Raw genomic sequence first — 19,794 nt, 5'->3', positions numbered from 1 at the left:
GTTTTAGACCATGCTTTTTCTCATTTACTCATATTTTTGCAAATTGCCGTGATCGTCGTAATGCAAAATGATGCGTTGTTTTTTTTGCAATTCACTTAAGATCTCGGGACTAACCGAAAATTGCGCTGCTAACAGTTCAACAGAACTATTCGGCGCTTTAGCGCGTCGGTCTTCACCACTGAACCGAATCCAGTTATAACTCGCCCACAAAATTAAAATGAGCGCGCTAATCCCGATTAATAATGCTAAATGAAGTAAGGTCTTAACTTCTGATAAATGATCGACCCAGACATAATCATAAATTAGGTGCCCTTCAAAAACCCATAGAAACAGTGAAACCAACGGAAATAGCAACCACATCAAACAAAACCAACCAATGGTTTGTAAGGTATAGTTTGCTGTTTTATTTTTGACGTATTCCGGCTGGTCAATATATTCGGGGATATCTAAAGGCTCTATATCCTTATTTTCTTCAGGTTTCATGGGTTATCTCCACGGAAGCCTCGGTCTGGGCTCACCCAGCGAGCACGTTTTTTAGTGTTAAATAAAGTTTTTGGTACCGCGACAACACTTGTAAATAAAGTAAGTAACCAGAAAAACAACGGGTACCAAATAACCCAGAAATAGTTTCTAAAGAAGCGACCACGGTCATAACGCTGATCAATCCACAAACTAACCAAAAACTGTATCAGACAGGTTCCGCCTAATATCACGCCATACCACTGTGGCATAAGCGTTTTGATCTGCCATTGCAGAGGTAAGTCAACAAACAATCCCACAAAAAACAGAGTGAAGATCATAATCATCACATAAGACCAGATAATACTGACTAGAGCCTCAAGCATGACTGGCCACATACGACGTACGCGTAATTTGAACATTTGTGGAATATATTCTAAAAGAACCTCTACCCCACCTTGTGCCCAGCGAAGGCGTTGTTTCCATAGGCCTTTAAATGTCTCGGGCATATAGATATAGCAAAGCGCTTGTGGAATATACTGGATATCCCAATGGTCCAGTTGTAGCTTCCATGAAATATCAATATCTTCGGTAATTTTATCATCAGACCAAAACCCAACGCGAACGAGCGCTGTTTTACGGAATGCTGCAATAACACCAGACACTGTAAAAATACGACCATATGTACGCTGTGCACGTTTAATTAAACCAATAATCGAAGAAAATTCGCCAACCTGTAATTTTCCTAAAATACTAGATCGGTTTAAAATTCGTGGATTCCCCGTTACAGCACCAATTCGCGGGAAGTTAATAAATGGTTGCATTAACCAAAGTACAGCATGCGGATGTAACAATGCATCCCCATCAATACAAACAAGATATTCGTATTTACTGACCAGTACTCCCGATCTTAACGCTACGGCTTTACCCTGATTTTCTGCTAAGTGTACAACCCGAAGTCGTGAATCTTGCGCTGCCAATTCATCAAGGATTTCAGCTGTTCTATCACTACTTCCATCATTGACGGCAATCACTTCAAAATTAGGATATTTAGTTTGCAGTGCATAACGAATCGTTTGACGTACTTGAGCTTCTTCGTTAAAACACGGAATAATGATACTGCACCCTTCACTCGTTGGTTCAGGAAGAGTCTGTTCGCGATATTCCCTTTTAAAAAAGAACCAAAGTCCTCCTACCATCCATGTCCAAGCCATGAGTAAAGGATATAAAAAGGCAAAAGCAAATAGAATATCGAGTAATACTCTCATTACTTTTTCCCCTCTACTAATCCAGCAAAAGGCTGATACATGACAGGGCTATAATTCAAACTAAGTGGATTATATAAATACTGATGTACATCTTTTGATTTTTCAAAACTATAACCATCTATACCGAACTTCTGAATCCCTATACGCTGAATCGAAAAGAGCCCTTGCTGTACTTCTTCCCAACTCGTCTTTGAAGCATTTTCCGGCAACACTAAAGTCAGCATAATTCTTTGCTTATCTTTTTCATCAAGCGTGTTTAAAAGTGCTAACAACTGATTAAATTGCTTTTTCTTGCCAATCATGTCGAACTTTAAATTGACTAAATCATGTTGCGATAAAAGTGTTTTTAAAAGCGCTGGTAGATTTTCTACACGATCTAAATCAGGAGTAAGCAATAAAATAAATTGCCCTTGGTTACTCATATTTAAATAAGGCTTTACAGCTTTTTTAGTAAGCTGGCTGAGTTGAGCTAGATGTTTTGATTGTTCAATACAGCTATTCTCTTGCGCAGTTACTGTTTGCATTTCGCAATTTAAAGATGTGCCCGCATTAAGCTGAATACCACTTAAATTACTATTTAAGCGTGCAATATCTTTAGCCAAATCTACTGCTAAAAATGGCTTATCTTTCTGAGGATAAGCAGGTAACTCTAATATTACCGCTTGACCCGCACGAGTTTGAGCCTGCCATAAACTACGGTTTAAAATATCTTGTTGAACAGACATTTTATCTGTAGGGAAATAAGCAACATCATATTGCCCATCTTCATCTTTGTCTTGCAAAGGTTTTAAGATTAAAGCATTGTTTTTTAAGCTATACAGTTTTGATAATAGCTGCCCTAATTTTTCATCTGTTTGGGTGTTTTGTGGGGCTGCTAACTGCTTTAAATCCATACTCACAAAGTGACGAGGCTGTTTAAATAAATCTGACTCTTCAAAGTTCAAAATATTTAACATGCCTTCGGTGAGCTGTTCAGCTGTAGGGTTATTTATAACCAAGCTTCGTTTAAAAGTTGAATCACTCACCCGATTCATACCATCACGACCCAAACTGAAAGAAAACTCAAAACCTGCCTGCTGCGCTAGTTTTTCCAATTGCTCATTCACGGCGCCATAAGGCCAGATAATTGCTTTGGGATTAACACCGACTTCTTTTTTCAAAACTGCGTAGGATTTTTTCAAATCTTGCAAAATACGTTGTTGATATTCTGCATCCGTTTCATAATGTGATTGCGATTTTAAATATGCATACGAAGTCGCAGCAGGTTGCTCATTGCCTTGAGGATTGGCCAATATGCCATGATGTAAATCGTCACTATGACTTGCAAATTCGGCCAAACCTGACGCTTGCATTTCGCGCACTTGAGCCCAGTTCATCAAGTTACCCTGACCATAAGCTTCATAACCTGCCTGTGTATTGCCATTTATCCAACTGGTTGGAAGAGCAAAAACTGCCGGAATCTGATATTGCTTAAGTAATGGAAATACTCGGCTATAACTACTCAAAGCTCCATCATCAAAAGTAAGTAGAATAGAGTTATGAGGCAATTCTTTACCTTGCTTACGAGCTTCCTCAATGTCTTTTAAACGAATCGGCTTCCAGTCAGATTGACTCAGCCAATCTAGAAACTGTGCCAGATTATTTGTCTGAATTGCATAAACATCTCGATCTCCCTCCTTTAGTACATCATCTCGTACGTCATGAAAAGTTAAAGAAACCGTATGATTTTTTGGTAGTTCAGTTTCAATGCGGGCATGGGAAAATTGTACGGGTAATAATGTTGAAGCAAACACACAGCTCAACATTTTTGACATCATATTATTCATTAAAAACGCCCTTCAAATCCGAAAATACCATAGGTATGCTGTTCATCATGACCATCGTATGGGTGATATTGCCAACCAATTCCATAATTAAGTTGCCAAGTCCGCGAGAGCTGCCATTGATGCTGATATTGCAGAGAGTAAGTTGGTCTAGCCGAGTAATCTGCTTGTTTATAAAGTCCCACTCCAGCTTCAAAATGCTGCTTAAATGAGCGCTCATATTCTCGCCAAGTTACCCAGTCATGACTTAAATTAAGCTCAGCACTGTAATGGTTGCTGGGGCTAAAGTAGGCAGTCTGATCTTGGCTATTGCTGCCATAAAATCCACGAACGGTTCCGTAGGTGATATGGTGCGGCGCATCAAATAATCGTTCGCGCCAAAAAGTTGAAAATTCTTGTTGTTTATTACCATCACTAATATCAGTTAGGCCATAACTCGCCCCAATTTGTCGTGACTCATCTTTTTGCCATGTCAAAGCAGCACGGTAGGCTTGTCCATCTTCACCAGCATCAATTGCTTGTAATGGAATATTAGCTTGGCTGTCATATTGCAATTGATACTGCCAGTGGTCATTTAACCATTGCGACCAATCAAGACGAACACCTGCTTGCCCACCATCTGTACTTTGCGACAAAATCGCCGACAACGCCTTACGGTTTGCTTGCCACTCAGCACCAACACCATAACGTTGGTCATGCACATCACCAAAACGGTACTCTCCGTAACGATCTTGATGCCACGCAAATAGGCGATAATTATCTTTGATCCATGGGCTATTAAGACGAGTTTCCATTTCACGATCTTTTAAACCATTCTGACCACTCACAGAATCGCTACTACTATCTGCCTTACTTTGCCCCCAAGTAGTTGAGTGAGAAATTGTCGGTCTATTGCGGTCATCTAACTCTTTTCGACTTTTAATTACTCCACCATCTTCAGGGTAATATTCCAAAAGACTTTCTGTATTTTTACGCCATTCTGGAATATCCCCTAAAGCCTGAGCATTTTGCATCTGGTTAATTCGGGTGTCTTTGGCAACTGGTGTTAAACCATTTAAACGAGAAATAGTTTGCTTGGACTGTAGAGGTTTATCTCTCCAACGCTCAACACGAGCCAGATTATTAATTAGACCTTCATTGGCAGGTGCAAGATCTACTTGTTTTTGAAAATGCTTTTCTGCTTGATCAAGATGATTTGCATAAGCTAAGTGCATACCCTGTAAAGTAATATAGTCATCACGGTCGGGATGACTTGTTTTGTCTACCCCTTTTGCCTGACTATATTTATACATTGGAACAAGTCGATCAACCTCACTCAAAAATTGTTCAGCTTGTTTATATTTTTCTTGTTCAATATATGAATAGTACAGTCCAGTATATACCGTCATATCTGGATAGTTTTTTTCCGTAAGCAAGGTTTTAAAGGCAAGTTCAGCTTGCTGTGGCTGTCTTTCAGCTAAATAACTATCAGCTATTGCATGGCGAATATAGGCAGGTAGTTTTTCTAAAGGTATATTTAATTTAGTAAATTGATCCAGGACTGTACGAGTACGCCCACGGAAATCTAACGCATATATATAGTCATAATGGAATCTTAAATAATTAGGATCTGACGGTTGAATCAAAGGCTGCATTTGCTCGCCTTGCTTCAACACAGCATCAAGCTCAGCAAAGCCTTCGCTATCTGACATGCCTTCTCGATTTAAATATTTATAGCGAGCAATTGCGTTATTTACACGTTGAGAAAACTCACTGACTTGTAGCCAGTGTTGTAACGATTCTATTTCTGCATTTTTATCACTGGCAAGCAATAACTGCTGAGCCTTGTTATAAGCCCCCATAGCCGCTAAGTCATAACTGTATTCTTGCAAAACTACGAAAGACTTGGGCTGCTGCTTATATGCTTGTTCAATTGCAGATAAAGCATCTACAGGTAAATTGATAAGACGATAGGCGTAAGCTATTTGCACCAGCTGATCAGTCTTCAGATTTTTACTATTAATTTTTGCTAACTGTGCTTTGGCATTTACAACATCCTGAGCTTCAGCGTATAAAACAGCTAACAAAATCTGCCCATCAAGTGTTTTTTGAATATTAAATTTATTCGACCAATCAATCGCATTTTTAAAGTGTTTAAAATCACGAAAATTACGTATTAAAGGTAACTGTCCATATTGTGGAAAAGTAACCGAATTAATATTGGCTAAATGCTGAGAAAAAGTTACTAGATCTTTTTTTTCATTTGACATTACAACTAAATAATCAGCTAGCAATTTTTGATCATGCGGATAAGTTTTTAGCAATTGATCCAGTTGAAATATTGCTTGGTGAGTTTGTCCAGTTTTATAAGTGTGAATAGCCTGCTCTCTCAATTCATCCACTTGAGCAGCATATAAATTGAGAGGCAAGATGTATACCAATGAAAAAACACATTTTTTTAGCATTTTGATAATCGGATAGTCCCATATCGAGGTGGGAAAGTATAATTAAAAATAAATAAATAATCACACAACAGCAAAATAGTGTGATCTAGTTAACATTTTTGAATTATGGATTTTTTTTGATTGTTTTTTAAAAATATTTAGTAAAATTAAATAATTACTATTTTTCAGCACAATAAAATACATACACTTCTTTTCAATAGTATTATTTAAATTTACAAATGAATTGCAAAATAAGTACAGGTTTGTAACCAATAAAAACATTTAATAATGTTTGGTTTTATATTTAAAACTTTTATTTTTATTGTATTTATATTTTTAAAAACCACTCAATTTATTTATAAATTAATATACATAAATCGAATGGTTAAAATAAGCAGTTGATTAAATTAACCAATACGACGTTTTAATCCTGTCATCTGCAAAACACGCGTTGAAATTTCTTCAATCGACATTTCAGTCACATTTAAATATTTAATCCCTTCTGAAATATAGATTCCTTCAATTGCTCTAAGTTCCATTTGGCATTGACTAAAACTTGCATAACGACTATTAGCCTTACGCTCACTACGAATCGCAACTAATCGCTCAGCATCAATCATTAAACCAAACAATTTATTACGATGTGGTCTTAGTACTGCTGGTAAACGGTTATCATCCAAATCTTCTTCTGTTAATGGATAGTTTGCAACACGGATACCGAATTGAAGAGACAAGTAAATAGAGGTCGGCGTTTTACCCGAACGAGAAACTCCAATTAAGATTAAATCGGCTTTATCGTAATGGCGAGTACGCGCTCCATCATCATTATCAAGCGCAAAATGAACAGCATCAATACGGGCTTTATAAGACTCAGAATCAGTCACGGCATGTGTCTGTCCAACTAATGTGGTGGGTGGCGTACCTAGTTCTTGTTCTAATTTACTGATTAAACCTTCAAATACATCAAGATTAACTGCTTTAGCAGTATTAATGATTTCTCGCACATGTGGATCAACTAAAGTATCAAATACTAAAGGCAGACAACCATCTTTGGTTTGACATCGATTAATCTCGACTACAATCTCCATTGCAGCCTCTTCGGTTGCAATATACGGCATGATATGAATATCAAAATCTACATTGGGAAATTGTGCTAATAACGAATGTCCAAGAGTCTCTGCAGTAATTGCAGTTCCATCAGAAATAAAAAAAACGCTTCGCTTAAATTGTTTACTTTCTGACATTAAAATTCTCCTTAAACATTTGTCTTAGTACTATATAATCTTTATAGTAAACTGATCTTACATGACTGTCGCTTAGTATAATTCTCAACTAAGCACTTTATTTTTATAATTTCATGCCAAGATAGACATTAATACTGCAAAAGTGGAGTGAAAACTTTGGAAGCGCGCGTAATCGGTCTAGAAAAATTAGGGAAACACGATGTCGAACTCGTAGGTGGGAAAAACTCATCTTTGGGTGAAATGATCAGTCATTTAGCAAATGCTGGTGTATCGGTACCAGGCGGTTTTGCAACTACTGCTGATGCCTATCGTGAGTTCTTAGATCAAAGCGGTCTTAACGCTCGAATTCAAGCAGAACTTGCTCAACTCAATGTTGATGACGTAAATGCTCTTGCAGAAACAGGTGCTAAAATTCGTCAATGGATTGTAGAGACTCCACTCACTGCAAGCCTAGAACAAGAAATTCGCGCCGCTTTTACAACACTTTCTAACGGCAACCCAGAAATCGCGGTTGCCGTTCGTTCATCTGCAACTGCTGAAGATTTACCAGATGCTTCATTCGCAGGTCAGCAAGAAACTTTCTTGAATATTCGCGGTATTGATAACGTTCTTATTGCGATTAAAGAAGTATTTGCTTCTTTATATAATGACCGTGCAATTTCTTACCGTGTACATCAAGGTTTTGATCATGACGTCGTTGCACTTTCTGCAGGCGTTCAGCGTATGGTTCGCTCTGAAACTGGCGCTGCGGGTGTAATGTTTACACTTGATACCGAGTCTGGTTTCCGCGAAGTTGTGTTTATCACAGCATCTTATGGTTTAGGTGAAATGGTTGTACAGGGTGCAGTTAACCCAGATGAATTTTACTTATCTAAACCACTATTAAATGCAGGTAGACATTCAGTTTTACGCCGTAACCTTGGTTCAAAACACCAGAAAATGATTTATGGTGAAGAAGGTTCTGCTGGTAAATCTGTTGTAGTTGTTGATGTTGAGAAACAAGAGCGCCAACAATTTGCTTTAAATGATCATGAGTTACAAGAGCTAGCTAAACAAGCGCTTATTATTGAGCAGCACTACGGTGCGCCAATGGATATCGAATGGGCAAAAGATGGCGATGATGGTCAAATTTATATTGTTCAAGCTCGTCCTGAAACTGTAAAAAGCCGTCAAAATGTAGGCACAATGGAGCGCTATCTTCTTAAACAAAGAGGCACTGTTCTTTGTGAAGGTCGTTCAATTGGTCAACGTATTGGTTCTGGTAAAGTCCGCATTATTAGCTCAATTAAAGAAATGGACAAAGTTCAAGAAGGCGACGTTCTTGTATCAGATATGACCGACCCTGATTGGGAACCGGTAATGAAACGTGCCGCGGCAATTATTACTAACCGTGGTGGCCGTACATGTCACGCGGCAATTATTGCACGTGAACTTGGTGTACCCGCTATTGTAGGCTGTGGTAACGCAACAGAAGTATTGACTGATGGTCAAGAAGTAACTGTTTCTTGTGCTGAAGGTGACACTGGCTTCATTTACGAAGGCGCTTTAGATTTCGAAGTTCAACGTAACTCAATTGAATCTATGCCTAAGCTTTCGTTCAAAATTATGATGAACGTAGGTAACCCAGACCGCGCGTTTGACTTTGCTCAAATTCCAAATGAAGGTATTGGTCTTGCTCGTCTTGAGTTCATTATTAACCGTATGATCGGCGTGCATCCTAAAGCGCTACTCAACATTGATAGCCTACCTCGTGAAACTCGTGCTGCAGTTCTGACTCGTACTGCTGGTTATGCTTCACCTGTAGATTTCTATGTTGAAAAATTGGTTGAAGGTATTGCGACTCTTGCTGCTGCATTTGGTGACAAGCCAGTTATTGTTCGTATGTCTGACTTCAAATCAAATGAATATGCAAACTTGATTGGCGGTAAGTTATACGAGCCTGAAGAAGAAAACCCAATGCTCGGTTTCCGTGGTGCAAGCCGTTATGTATCTGATAACTTCCGTGACTGTTTCGAATTAGAATGCCGTGCACTTAAGAAAGCTCGTGATGAAATGGGTCTAACCAATATTCAAATCATGATTCCTTTTGTACGTACTGTATCTGAAGCAAAACGCGTTATTGAGTTACTAGCACAAAATGGTTTGAGACGTGGTGAGAACGGCTTAAAAGTAATCATGATGTGTGAATTACCAACTAACGCCCTGTTAGCTGAACAATTCCTAGAGCATTTCGATGGTTTCTCTATCGGTTCGAATGATTTAACTCAGTTAACACTAGGTCTTGACCGTGACTCAGGTATTGTTTCACACCTATTCGATGAGCGTGATGCAGCAGTTAAAGCACTTCTTTCAATGGCAATCCATGCCTGCCGTAAAGCGGGTAAATATGTAGGTATCTGTGGTCAAGGTCCTTCAGATCACCCCGATCTTGCAAAATGGTTAATGGAACAAGGTATTGAGTCTGTTTCTCTTAACCCAGACTCAGTTTTAGATACATGGTTCTTCCTTGCTGAAGAAAAAATCAAACAAATCTAATATGTTATAAAAAAAGGCCCATCCGTGGGTCTTTTTTCATCTTTAGAACAGAGAATTTTTATTTATGCAAATTTACTTGGCACGTAATAATCAACAAGCTGGGCCTTACACCTTAGAGCAAGTAAATCAAATGTTGGCTAGCCAACAAATTTTGTTAACTGATTTAGCTTGGCATGAAGGCATGACAGAATGGAAAGCTTTAGGAGAATTAACCCAAGGTAAACTTGTATATCAACCTATCGGTTATTCTGCACCTGTCATAAACACCAACAGCTCACCTAATGAAACGATTCGTCAAATTCGTGTAGAGCCTAAAATTCACGAACTTGCCTCTATTCAATCTCGAGCTTTGGCAAAAATTATTGATTTATTACTTTGGTTACCAATAGCTGCGATTCCTTCTTTTTTCTTTAATGAATCTCAGTATAAGCAATTATTTGAGTTGCAAAAACAAATGCAATCAACTGAAGTTGCTTCAACTAAAGCAGCAGAGCTACAACATCAACTTTTTACTTTAATTCCTATTGAAGCTTGGCATTCTATGCTTGTTTACGTCGTAATCATGCTTGCAATTCAAGCCTTTCTTTTAACAAAATATGGGCAAAGTATAGGTAAGAAAATTGTTGGAATTAAAATCGTAGATGCCGAGAGCAATGGTAAAGTTAATTTAACTCGCATCTTCTTATTAAGAAGCATTGTTTTCATCATACTCAACTTGCTGTTTATGCCTATTAGTACAATTATTGACTATGCTTTTGCATTAGGGCAAAAGCGACAAGCGCTACATGACAAAATTGCAAGAACAAAAGTGATCAAATGATAGCGAATGACTCATTCATTTAAGGTCTAAAAAAAAAGGAGGCACCCCGCCTCCTTTTTTCTATAGAGAGTTGATATTTAAATAAAAGCTCTATAGAGATTAGATACCCTACAAAAAAAATCGGGTTTTAAAACAATTATTTCAGGCTACTTTATGTATAGCTTAGTTTGTCGATATGAGGCATAATGCCCTACAACGTAGCGGTGTCATATAATTGAGAAGTCTAAATTTAAGGATTAGCGTTCTCAATCATGCGACACTTTAATCGCTATCCCATATTTAATTAGGGAATGGGACTCTTCACCGAGGTTGTAAAATGAGACAAACGATTTTAGCTGTATTGTCTTTATCAACGCTTGCCGCACTTTTGACTGGGTGTGGTGGTGATATGGTACTTCTAAACTCTAAAGGTCCAGTTGGTCAAGGTCAAAGTGACCTTATGATGACTGCGATCTATTTAATGTTACTTGTGGTGATTCCTTCAATCATCATGGCATTATGGTTTGGTTGGAAATATCGCGCGTCAAATAAAGATGCAGACTATAAACCTACATGGGCACACTCAACTACAATTGAAGTTGTAGTATGGGGTATCCCTGTCATTATTATTGGTATTTTAGCTTGGTTAACTTGGTGGGGTTCCCACAAGTATGACCCATACCGTCCTTTAGAATCAGATAAAGCACCTTTAACTATTCAAGTTGTTGCTGAGCAGTTTAAATGGATCTTTATTTATCCTGAACAAAACATTGCAACAGTTAACGAAGTACGTTTCCCTGAAAAAACTCCGTTAAGCTTTAAAATCACTTCTAACTTTACAATGAACTCATTCTTCATTCCACAGTTAGGCGGCCAGATTTATGCAATGGCAGGTATGCAAACTCATCTTCATTTGTTAGCAAATGAACCTGGCGTATATCGTGGTTTCTCTTCTAACTACTCAGGTTACGGTTTCTCTCAAATGCGTTTCAAGGCGCATAGTGTTACAGAGCAACAGTTCAACGAATGGGTAGCAGCTGTAAAAGCAGGTAATGGTTCTACTATTAATCCAGAAGCAGTTCAAAAAACTACGCTTGACCAAGCTGAATTAGCAACCTTACGTGATGGCGATCGTTCTAAGCACCAAATCGAGCATTTAGTAAATCGTGCTAAAGCTGCTGGTGACGAAGAAGCGCTTGCTAAAGCTGAAGCTATGAAACCGTTCCCGACTAAGCCACACCCTGTGACTTATTACTCTTCAGTTGAACCAAAATTGTTTGAAACAATTATCAACCATTATATGAGTAACTATCATGGTGTTGACCACTCTGCTGCGCATGCAACAGCTGAACACGCTGCTCAAGGGGAATAAGACATGGATATGATTTTTGGTAAACTGGGTTGGGACTCTATCCCGACAGAGCCAATCGTGCTTGTCACCATGGTCCTTATGGCACTTGGTGCAATTGTTGTGCTTGGCGGTATCACCTATTTCAAAAAATGGGGATATTTGTGGAATGAGTGGTTTATTACGGTAGACCATAAAAAAATTGGTATCATGTACATTCTTGTATCTGTGGTCATGCTTTTGCGTGGTTTCGCCGATGCAATTATGATGCGTCTACAACTTTTCCTCGCTAAAGGCGGCGGCGAAGGTTATCTACATCCAGACCATTACGACCAGATCTTCACCGCACACGGTGTAATCATGATCTTCTTCGTAGCAATGGGTCTCGTTGTTGGTATGATGAACATCTCTGTACCTTTACAGATTGGTGCTCGTGACGTTGCATTCCCATTATTGAACTCGTTAAGCTTCTGGTTATTCGCTGGTGCTGCTGGTTTGATGATGCTTTCACTTGTATTAGGTGAATTTGCTGCGACTGGCTGGATGGCTTACCCTCCTCTGTCTGGCATTCAATATTCTCCTGGTGTAGGTGTTGACTACTATATCTGGGCACTTCAGGTTTCTGGTCTAGGTACGCTTTTATCTGGTGTTAACTTCTTCGTTACCATCATCAAAATGCGTGCACCTGGCATGAAATTGATGGATATGCCTATTTTTACGTGGACTTCACTTTGTACGGCTGTATTAATCATTGCATCGTTCCCTGTATTAACAGGTACACTTGCAATGTTAACTCTAGACCGTTACTTCGGCTTCCATTTCTTCACAAATGAGCTTGGCGGTAGCCCAATGCTTTATGTGAACTTGATCTGGACATGGGGTCACCCTGAAGTATATATCTTAGTATTACCAGCATTTGGTCTATACTCAGAAATCGTTGCAACCTTCTCTCGTAAAGCGTTGTTCGGTTACAAGTCTATGGTGTATGCAACTATCGCGATTACTGTTCTTGCGTTCGTTGTATGGCTTCACCACTTCTTTACCATGGGTGCTGGTGCGAACGTTAACGCGTTCTTCGGTATCATGACCATGGTTATTGCGATTCCTACTGGTGTGAAAATCTTCTCTTGGTTATTCACCATGTATAAAGGTCGCATCACCTTTACTACTCCAATGTTGTGGACGCTTGGCTTCCTTATAACATTTGGTATCGGTGGTTTAACTGGTGTACTTATGGCCGTTCCACCTGCGGACTTCCTTGTACACAACTCATTATTCTTGATCGCTCACTTCCATAACGTAATTATCGGCGGTGTGGTGTTTGGTATGTTTGCCGGCATCATTTACTACTGGCCAAAAATGTTTGGTTGGAAGCTCAATGAAGCATGGGGTAAAGCTGCGTTCTGGTTCTGGTTCTTCGGTTTCTATTTTGCATTCATGCCACTTTATATCCTTGGTTTCATGGGTATGACTCGTCGTTTGAATACATATGACAACCCAGAATGGGATCCTTACCTTGCAATTGCATTATTTGGTGCTGTTCTCGTTGCGATTGGTATTGCATGTTTCTTAATGCAAATCATTGTTGGTTTCTTACAACGCAAAGACAACATGGACCTTACAGGCGATCCATGGGATGCACGTACGCTTGAATGGGCGACTTCTTCCCCTGCTCCGTTCTATAACTTTGCGCATGAACCAGATGCAAGCGGTATTGACCGTTTCTGGACTGACAAAGAAAATGGTGTAGCATACGCACGTAACACTAAATATGAAGACATCCACATGCCGACTGATCGTGCTGCTGGTTTTGTCATTGCAATGTTCATTACGATCCTTGGCTTTGCACTCATTTGGCATATTTGGTGGCTTGTTGTTGTTTCATTCGTTTCAGCTGTTGTTAGCTTGATCGTAAGCTCATTCACTAAGAATGTTGATTACTATGTTCCGGCTGCTGAAGTTGAGCGTATTGAAAACGAACGCTATGCTTTACTTGAAAAACACTTGAAGAAGGACTAAGGAAATGGCTGAAGTACTTCATCACGACAACCACGGCCACGATGGTCATCATGAACATGATGATACCGACTTAACGGTCTTTGGTTTCTGGACATACTTGATGAGTGACTTGATTCTTTTCGGATCACTCTTCATTGCGTTCGCTGTATTAAGCAGTCATATTCCACCAGGAACTCCAAGTGCATATGACCTGTTCCATGACTCATTAGGCTACGTGTTAACTGAAACATTTGCCTTATTGATTTCATCGGTAACTTTCGGTTTTGCTGTACTTGCATCTTATAAAAAGAATGTAAATCAAGTCATCACTTGGTTATTTATTACATTCCTTTTTGGTGCAACGTTCATTGGAATGGAACTTTATGAGTTCCATCACCTTGTACATGAAGGTCATGGTCCAACTCACAGTGCATTCTTATCATCGTTCTTTACTTTGGTTGGTACACACGGTATCCACGTAACTTCTGGTTTAGTGTGGATGTTGGTCTTGATGTATCAAATCAAAACTAAAGGTTTGACATTACCGAATACACGTCGTCTAGCTTGCTTAAGCTTGTTCTGGCACTTCCTTGACATCGTTTGGATCTGTGTATTCAGCGTCGTTTACTTACTGGGAGTTCTCTAATGAGTAGTCATGACCATAATGCTGCAGGTGCGTCACACGGTAACTTTAAGCAATACACTGTTGGATTTATCCTTTCTGTTATCCTCACGATCATCCCGTTCGGGATGGTGATGGCGGGTGGTTTCAGTCGTGGCATCTTAGTTACAGTAATTGCAATCGCTGCCGTTGCTCAGGTTCTTGTACAGCTTGTGTACTTCCTACACATGAATACATCATCTGAACAACGCTGGAATATGATTGCATTCATCTACACAATCTTATGTATCGCTGTACTTTTAATCGGTTCTGTGTGGATTATGAATTACCTTCACTACAATATGATGATCTAAACTGATTGTCATGTTGAAAAAATATCTATTCCTGACTAAACCAGGAATTCTCTTCGGTAATTTCATTACCACCTTGGGCGGCTTTTTCTTAGCCGCCCAAGGCTCTATAGACATCTTATTATTACTACTCACCTTACTTGGAACAACTTTAGTTGTAGCTTCTGGTTGTGTTGTAAATAATGTTATAGACCAAGATATCGATATCAAAATGCAGCGCACGCAAAACCGTGCATTGGTCAAAAAAACCATCTCTCCTACTGTTGCACTTATATATGCATTTGTTCTGGGATTTATCGGTTTTAGTATTTTGTGGTTCGGTGTAAATGCTTACGCTTTTTTGTTTGCAATAATTGGTTTTATTGTCTATGTCGGTTTTTATAGTTTGTGGACAAAACGTACCTCAATCCATCAAACCGTAATTGGTAGTATTTCCGGAGCGAGTCCTCCTGTTATTGGTTATACAGCAGTAACTCATCATTTTGATGTAGCCGCCTTACTTTTGTTTTTGGCTTATGCGCTATGGCAAATGCCACATTCATGGGCAATTGCTATTTATCGTTTTGACGATTACAAAAATGCGGGAATCCCCATTCTGCCAGTTGCACGTTCTATTTATCGCACGAAAGTAGAGTGTGTCATTTATATTCTGTTGTTTGCAGCCGTATTGAATGGTTTATATTGTTTTGGCTATACCAATATATTTTTTCTAGTAACCTTTAATGCATTAACAGCATATTGGTTATATTTATCAATTATTGGATTTAAAGCTGAAAATGACCAACTTTGGGCTAAACGTTTTTTCCTTTACTCGGTCATATTAATTACCTTGTTAAGTTTGAGCTTTAGCTTTACCTATCAATCCCCTGCTCCAAATCTTCCTCTCTTTTAAATAAGGGAGGATTTCCTCCTTATAGTAAAGAAATTTTACTTTTCTCATCAAAAAATTTGTTTTTAGTCGAATTTTTACCTATAATTCAGCCTTCGCAAATTTTGCGACATAACTTATTAAGTTATGACTCCTTGCTTCTAATTTTTTATTTATTAGGGGCTGTTTAAACCGTAAGGAGCTGACAATGCGTCATTACGAAATCGTACTTTTAGTACACCCAGATCAAAGCGATCAAGTTGTAGGTATGGTTGAACGCTATATCTCTCAGATCAAAGAAGCTGAAGGTCAAATTCACCGTTTAGAAGATTGGGGCCGTCGTCAATTGGCTTACCCAATTAACAAAATTCACAAAGCACACTACATTCTTATGAATGTTGAATGTGGTCAAACTACGCTTGATGAGCTAGAAGAATTATTCCGTTATAACGACGCGATCATTCGTAACCTTATCATCCGTCGTGAACACGCAATCACTGAAGAGTCATTGCTTGCTAAAAGTGCTGAAGAAAAGCGTGCGCGTAAAGCTCAACGCGAAGAAGCACAGCAAGTTACTCACGAAGCTGAATAAGGAGAACATCAATGGCACGTTTTTACCGTCGTCGCAAGTTCTGCCGCTTTACAGCTGAGAATGTTGTGTACATCGACTACAAAGATATCGACACTTTAAAACAGTACATCACTGAAAACGGCAAGATTGTTCCTAGCCGTATCACTGGTACTAAAGCTCGTTATCAACGTCAATTAGCACTTGCTATCAAGCAAGCTCGCTACTTGTCTTTGATTGCGTACACTGACAACCATAAGTGAGGTGATCTGTGGACGTTATCTTATTACAACGCATTAAAAACCTTGGTAAATTAGGCGATAAAGTATCAGTTAAAGCTGGTTACGGCCGTAACTTCCTTATCCCTCAAGGTAAAGCAGTTGCAGCTACTGAAGCTAACACTGCTGCTTTCGAAGCTCGTCGCGCTGAACTTGAAAAGCAAGAAGCTGAAATTTTAGCTGCTGCTCAAGCACGTGCTGAACAATTGAATGAAGTTAACATCGTTATCACTGCTAAAGCTGGTGACGAAGGTAAACTCTTCGGTTCTATCGGTACTCGCGACATCGCTGACGCTTTAACGAATGCTGGTCTTACAGTTGACCGTGCAGAAGTTCGTTTACCGAATGGTGCGCTTCGTCACACTGGTGAATTCAACATCGCAATCCAATTGCATCATGATGTTGCTGCAGAAGTTCTCGTTACTATCGTATCTGAGTAATTTCTCATCAAAAAAAGAGCATGCTTTTGCATGCTCTTTTTTTATGTGCCCTATTTTTAAAATAAGATATATTAATTCCTGATCAGTTCTTTAGTTTAATTGGTTTTTTAATTAGGTAGTTTATTTAATTTTGTTTTAAGATAGTTCTCGGCCTCACAGGCTATTTGCGTAACCTTTCTTTATCATCAGGTCTAATTATGTCTCAGGCGAATGCCAGTTCTTTAACCCGTTCATCTCCAACAGAAAATAAGACGAGTGAATCAGGCCAACTTAAAGAGTTTCGCACTCCCCCACACAATTTAGCCATTGAGCAAGCTGTACTTGCTGCACTAATGACAGTTGCCGAATCTTTCGAGCAAGTTAGTGACATGTTAAAAGAAAATGATTTCTATGCGACTCGCCATAAATATATTTACCGTGCGATCGAAAAACTCGCACAAGAAAATTCACCTTATGATGCAGTCTTAGTTAACGATTGGCTTTTAAAACAAAATTTACTTGATGCTATTGGTGGCGAAGAATATTTAATGCAGCTTATGGCTGATTCACCATCAAGTTTCTACAACTTGGAAACGTATGCCACCAAAATTAAAGAATTCTCTACGCTTCGTAGTATGATCAAAGTTAGTACTGAAATTTTACAAAATGCTTATGACACGAAAGGTCGAGGTGTTAGTGAAATTCTAGATCTAGCAGAAACCAGTATTTTCTCTCTAGCAGAACAGCACAATAACAATAAAAAAGATGCAGGTCCTAAATCTATTAGCTCTGTAACTGCCGATGTAATTAGTAAACTTGATGAGCTTTCAAAACTTGATGGCAATATTACTGGTTTAACCACTGGCTTCTTAGAACTTGATAATAAAACATCTGGTATGCAAGCTGGTGACTTAATTATTGTTGCTGCACGTCCATCTATGGGTAAAACCACTTTCGCCATGAATTTGGTTGAAAGCGTTCTACAATATAACAAGCTACCCGCTCTGGTATTCTCAATGGAGATGCCAGCAGACTCAATTGCGATGCGTCTTATTTCTGCAATGGGTAAAGTTCACCAAGGACATTTACGTTCGGGGAACTTAGATGCGGATGAATGGACCAAAGTTACTGGCACAATTTTGCAGCTTCAACAAATGCATTTGTATATTGATGACTCATCTGCCCTACCTCCAACGGAACTTCGTGCCCGTGCTCGACGCATTGCCAAAATGCATGATGGTAAAATCGGCTGTATCATGGTCGATTATTTACAGCTCATGAAAGTTCCTGGCATGGGTGATAACCGTGTGGGTGAGATTTCAGAAATTTCACGTAGCTTGAAAGCTTTAGCAAAAGAAATGCACTGCCCTGTTATCGCACTTTCCCAGCTCAACCGAAGTCTGGAAAACCGACCAAATAAACGCCCAGTAATGTCAGACTTACGTGAATCTGGTGCGATCGAGCAGGATGCCGACTTGATTATGTTTATTTACCGTGATGAGGTTTATAACAAAGAGTCGAAAGAAGCCGGTACCGCAGAGATTATTATTGGTAAACAGCGTAACGGTCCAATTGGTTCAGTTCGTCTTGCCTTTGAAGGTCAATATACTCGATTTAGTAATCTCTCTCCTGAGTATTACAGCCAATATGATGATGAAGAATAAACTCTATCTCTAGCCCAAAGGAGTAAATGAGGGTGCGCCAAGCAACAGTTTATATTGATCGCCATGCGCTTCAATATAATTTAAACCGTGTCAAACAACTCGCAGCAAATTCAAAAATTGTAAGTATGGTGAAAGCTAATGCTTACGGACATGGAATCAAAGACTGTTTAGCAGCCTTAAATGCCTCAGATGCCTTTGGTGTCGCCTGCCTACAAGAAGGTTTAGAAATTCGCGAACTTGGATTTCAACAACCTGTTACTTTAATTGAAGGGGCATTTTCTGAAGATGAAATGCCTATTGCAATTAAGCAAAAATTTGAATGTGTGATTCACCATCAACAGCAGTTTGAATGGTTAATTAAACATAAGCAAGAATACATCGCTCAAGGCCTAAAAGTCTGGATTAAGCTCAATAGCGGCATGAACCGTTTAGGATTTAAAGTTCCTGAAATTATTGAGGTCATTAAAACTTTAAAATCTGAAGGCTTTACCTGTGTACTGGCAATGCATTTCGCAAATGCAGATGTGGACCATCCCCTCAACGAGCAACAAAAACAACAATTTTTACAGGTTAAGCAAGCTTGTGATCCAGTTTTAGCATCTTGCTGTAATTCTGCTGCTATTTATAAATGGCCAGAATTACATTTTGACTATGTTCGCCCAGGCATTATGCTTTACGGCGCTTCGCCTTTTGCAGATAAAACAGTACATGATCTTGACCTAAAACCAGTCATGTCCTTTACAGCAGAAGTGATTGCATTGAATCATATTCAAGCTGGAGAACATGTAGGTTATGGTTCAACCTTCTGTGCGCAACAAAAAATGGATATTGCAATAGTTTCTATTGGCTATGGTGACGGATACCCGAGAGCTTATATTAAACAAAATTATGTAGCGATTAATGGGCAATTATGTCCTGTAGTCGGCAGAGTCAGCATGGATATGCTTGCAATTGACGTTACAGCTATTCAAGTTAAATTAGGTTCTCAAGTCGAACTTTGGGGAGCACACCGCTTAGTTGATGATGTCGCCGATGCAAACGGAACGATAGGATATGAATTACTCTGTCGCTTAAGTAATCGCCCTATTCGTAAAAGCAGTTAAATAATAAAATATAAAAAAATCCAAG

At 39.1% G+C, this 19,794-nt stretch carries 17 protein-coding genes; 12 read left to right on the top strand and 5 right to left on the bottom strand.

The annotated features are described in order from the left end of the window. Positions 1-24: 24 nt before the first annotated feature. The 5 genes from pgaD to HL290_RS02580 all read right to left on the bottom strand — a co-directional run bounded on the left by pgaD (position 25) and on the right by HL290_RS02580 (position 7,217). A complete protein-coding gene (gene pgaD, locus HL290_RS02600; protein WP_133746912.1) occupies positions 25-483 on the bottom strand; it encodes a poly-beta-1,6-N-acetyl-D-glucosamine biosynthesis protein PgaD in 459 nt (152 codons plus the stop codon). After that, positions 480-1,727, bottom strand: coding sequence for a poly-beta-1,6-N-acetyl-D-glucosamine synthase (gene pgaC, locus HL290_RS02595; RefSeq protein ID WP_198495497.1), 1,248 nt, complete (start codon positions 1,725-1,727; stop codon positions 480-482). Before pgaC ends, pgaD begins: the two co-directional genes overlap by 4 nt. Beyond that, positions 1,727-3,553, bottom strand: a complete 1,827-nt coding sequence (gene pgaB / locus HL290_RS02590) for a poly-beta-1,6-N-acetyl-D-glucosamine N-deacetylase PgaB (RefSeq protein WP_198495496.1) — start codon at positions 3,551-3,553, stop codon at positions 1,727-1,729. The genes pgaC and pgaB overlap by 1 nt, the downstream gene beginning before the upstream one ends. Further along, complete coding sequence (gene pgaA / locus HL290_RS02585) at positions 3,553-5,994, bottom strand: poly-beta-1,6 N-acetyl-D-glucosamine export porin PgaA (protein WP_198495495.1); 2,442 nt, start codon at positions 5,992-5,994, stop codon at positions 3,553-3,555. Before pgaA ends, pgaB begins: the two co-directional genes overlap by 1 nt. Before the next feature lie 386 nt (positions 5,995-6,380). Next, a complete protein-coding gene (locus HL290_RS02580; RefSeq protein ID WP_003652470.1) occupies positions 6,381-7,217 on the bottom strand; it encodes a pyruvate, water dikinase regulatory protein in 837 nt (278 codons plus the stop codon). Between the two features lie 147 nt (positions 7,218-7,364). Between HL290_RS02580 and ppsA the strand changes: the two genes are divergently transcribed. From ppsA to alr, 12 genes are all read left to right on the top strand, one after another. After that, positions 7,365-9,752, top strand: a complete 2,388-nt coding sequence (gene ppsA / locus HL290_RS02575; protein ID WP_170834047.1) for a phosphoenolpyruvate synthase — start codon at positions 7,365-7,367, stop codon at positions 9,750-9,752. Between the two features lie 64 nt (positions 9,753-9,816). After that, positions 9,817-10,572 carry an RDD family protein gene (locus tag HL290_RS02570; protein WP_198079875.1) on the top strand — a complete coding sequence of 252 codons (756 nt, stop codon included), beginning with the start codon at positions 9,817-9,819 and terminating at the stop codon, positions 10,570-10,572. A gap of 316 nt (positions 10,573-10,888) precedes the next feature. After that, positions 10,889-11,923, top strand: a complete 1,035-nt coding sequence (cyoA, locus tag HL290_RS02565; protein ID WP_003652473.1) for a ubiquinol oxidase subunit II — start codon at positions 10,889-10,891, stop codon at positions 11,921-11,923. Between the two features lie 3 nt (positions 11,924-11,926). Continuing rightward, the gene (gene cyoB / locus HL290_RS02560; RefSeq protein ID WP_003652474.1) at positions 11,927-13,918 is read left to right on the top strand and encodes a cytochrome o ubiquinol oxidase subunit I; all 1,992 of its coding nucleotides are present in this window, start codon (positions 11,927-11,929) and stop codon (positions 13,916-13,918) included. A gap of 4 nt (positions 13,919-13,922) precedes the next feature. Beyond that, positions 13,923-14,543 (top strand): cytochrome o ubiquinol oxidase subunit III, encoded by a 621-nt coding sequence (gene cyoC / locus HL290_RS02555; protein WP_004643324.1) that lies wholly within the window; start codon positions 13,923-13,925, stop codon positions 14,541-14,543. Further along, positions 14,543-14,872: a cytochrome o ubiquinol oxidase subunit IV gene (locus HL290_RS02550; RefSeq protein WP_004643325.1), complete on the top strand. Its 330-nt coding sequence runs from the start codon at positions 14,543-14,545 to the stop codon at positions 14,870-14,872. The genes cyoC and HL290_RS02550 overlap by 1 nt, the downstream gene beginning before the upstream one ends. A 10-nt stretch (positions 14,873-14,882) precedes the next feature. Continuing rightward, complete coding sequence (cyoE, locus tag HL290_RS02545) at positions 14,883-15,761, top strand: heme o synthase (RefSeq protein WP_005039591.1); 879 nt, start codon at positions 14,883-14,885, stop codon at positions 15,759-15,761. 184 nt (positions 15,762-15,945) lie between these two features. Beyond that, entirely contained in the window at positions 15,946-16,329 is a 384-nt protein-coding gene (rpsF, locus tag HL290_RS02540; protein ID WP_003652481.1) for a 30S ribosomal protein S6, read from the top strand. Positions 16,330-16,340: 11 nt separating this feature from the next. Then, positions 16,341-16,568, top strand: a complete 228-nt coding sequence (gene rpsR / locus HL290_RS02535) for a 30S ribosomal protein S18 (protein WP_003652483.1) — start codon at positions 16,341-16,343, stop codon at positions 16,566-16,568. Positions 16,569-16,576: 8 nt separating this feature from the next. Then, positions 16,577-17,023, top strand: a complete 447-nt coding sequence (rplI, locus tag HL290_RS02530) for a 50S ribosomal protein L9 (RefSeq protein WP_003652485.1) — start codon at positions 16,577-16,579, stop codon at positions 17,021-17,023. 197 nt (positions 17,024-17,220) lie between these two features. Continuing rightward, the gene (dnaB, locus tag HL290_RS02525) at positions 17,221-18,666 is read left to right on the top strand and encodes a replicative DNA helicase (protein WP_003652486.1); all 1,446 of its coding nucleotides are present in this window, start codon (positions 17,221-17,223) and stop codon (positions 18,664-18,666) included. Positions 18,667-18,698: 32 nt separating this feature from the next. Continuing rightward, on the top strand, positions 18,699-19,769 hold the full coding sequence (alr, locus tag HL290_RS02520) for an alanine racemase (RefSeq protein WP_198495494.1): 1,071 nt from the start codon (positions 18,699-18,701) through the stop codon (positions 19,767-19,769). Positions 19,770-19,794 lie beyond the last annotated feature (25 nt).

It is taken from the genome of Acinetobacter sp. AC1-2 (assembly GCF_016124155.1).
Classification (GTDB): Bacteria; Pseudomonadota; Gammaproteobacteria; order Pseudomonadales; family Moraxellaceae; genus Acinetobacter; species Acinetobacter calcoaceticus.
This window is presented reverse-complemented; position numbering and strand designations above follow the sequence as displayed.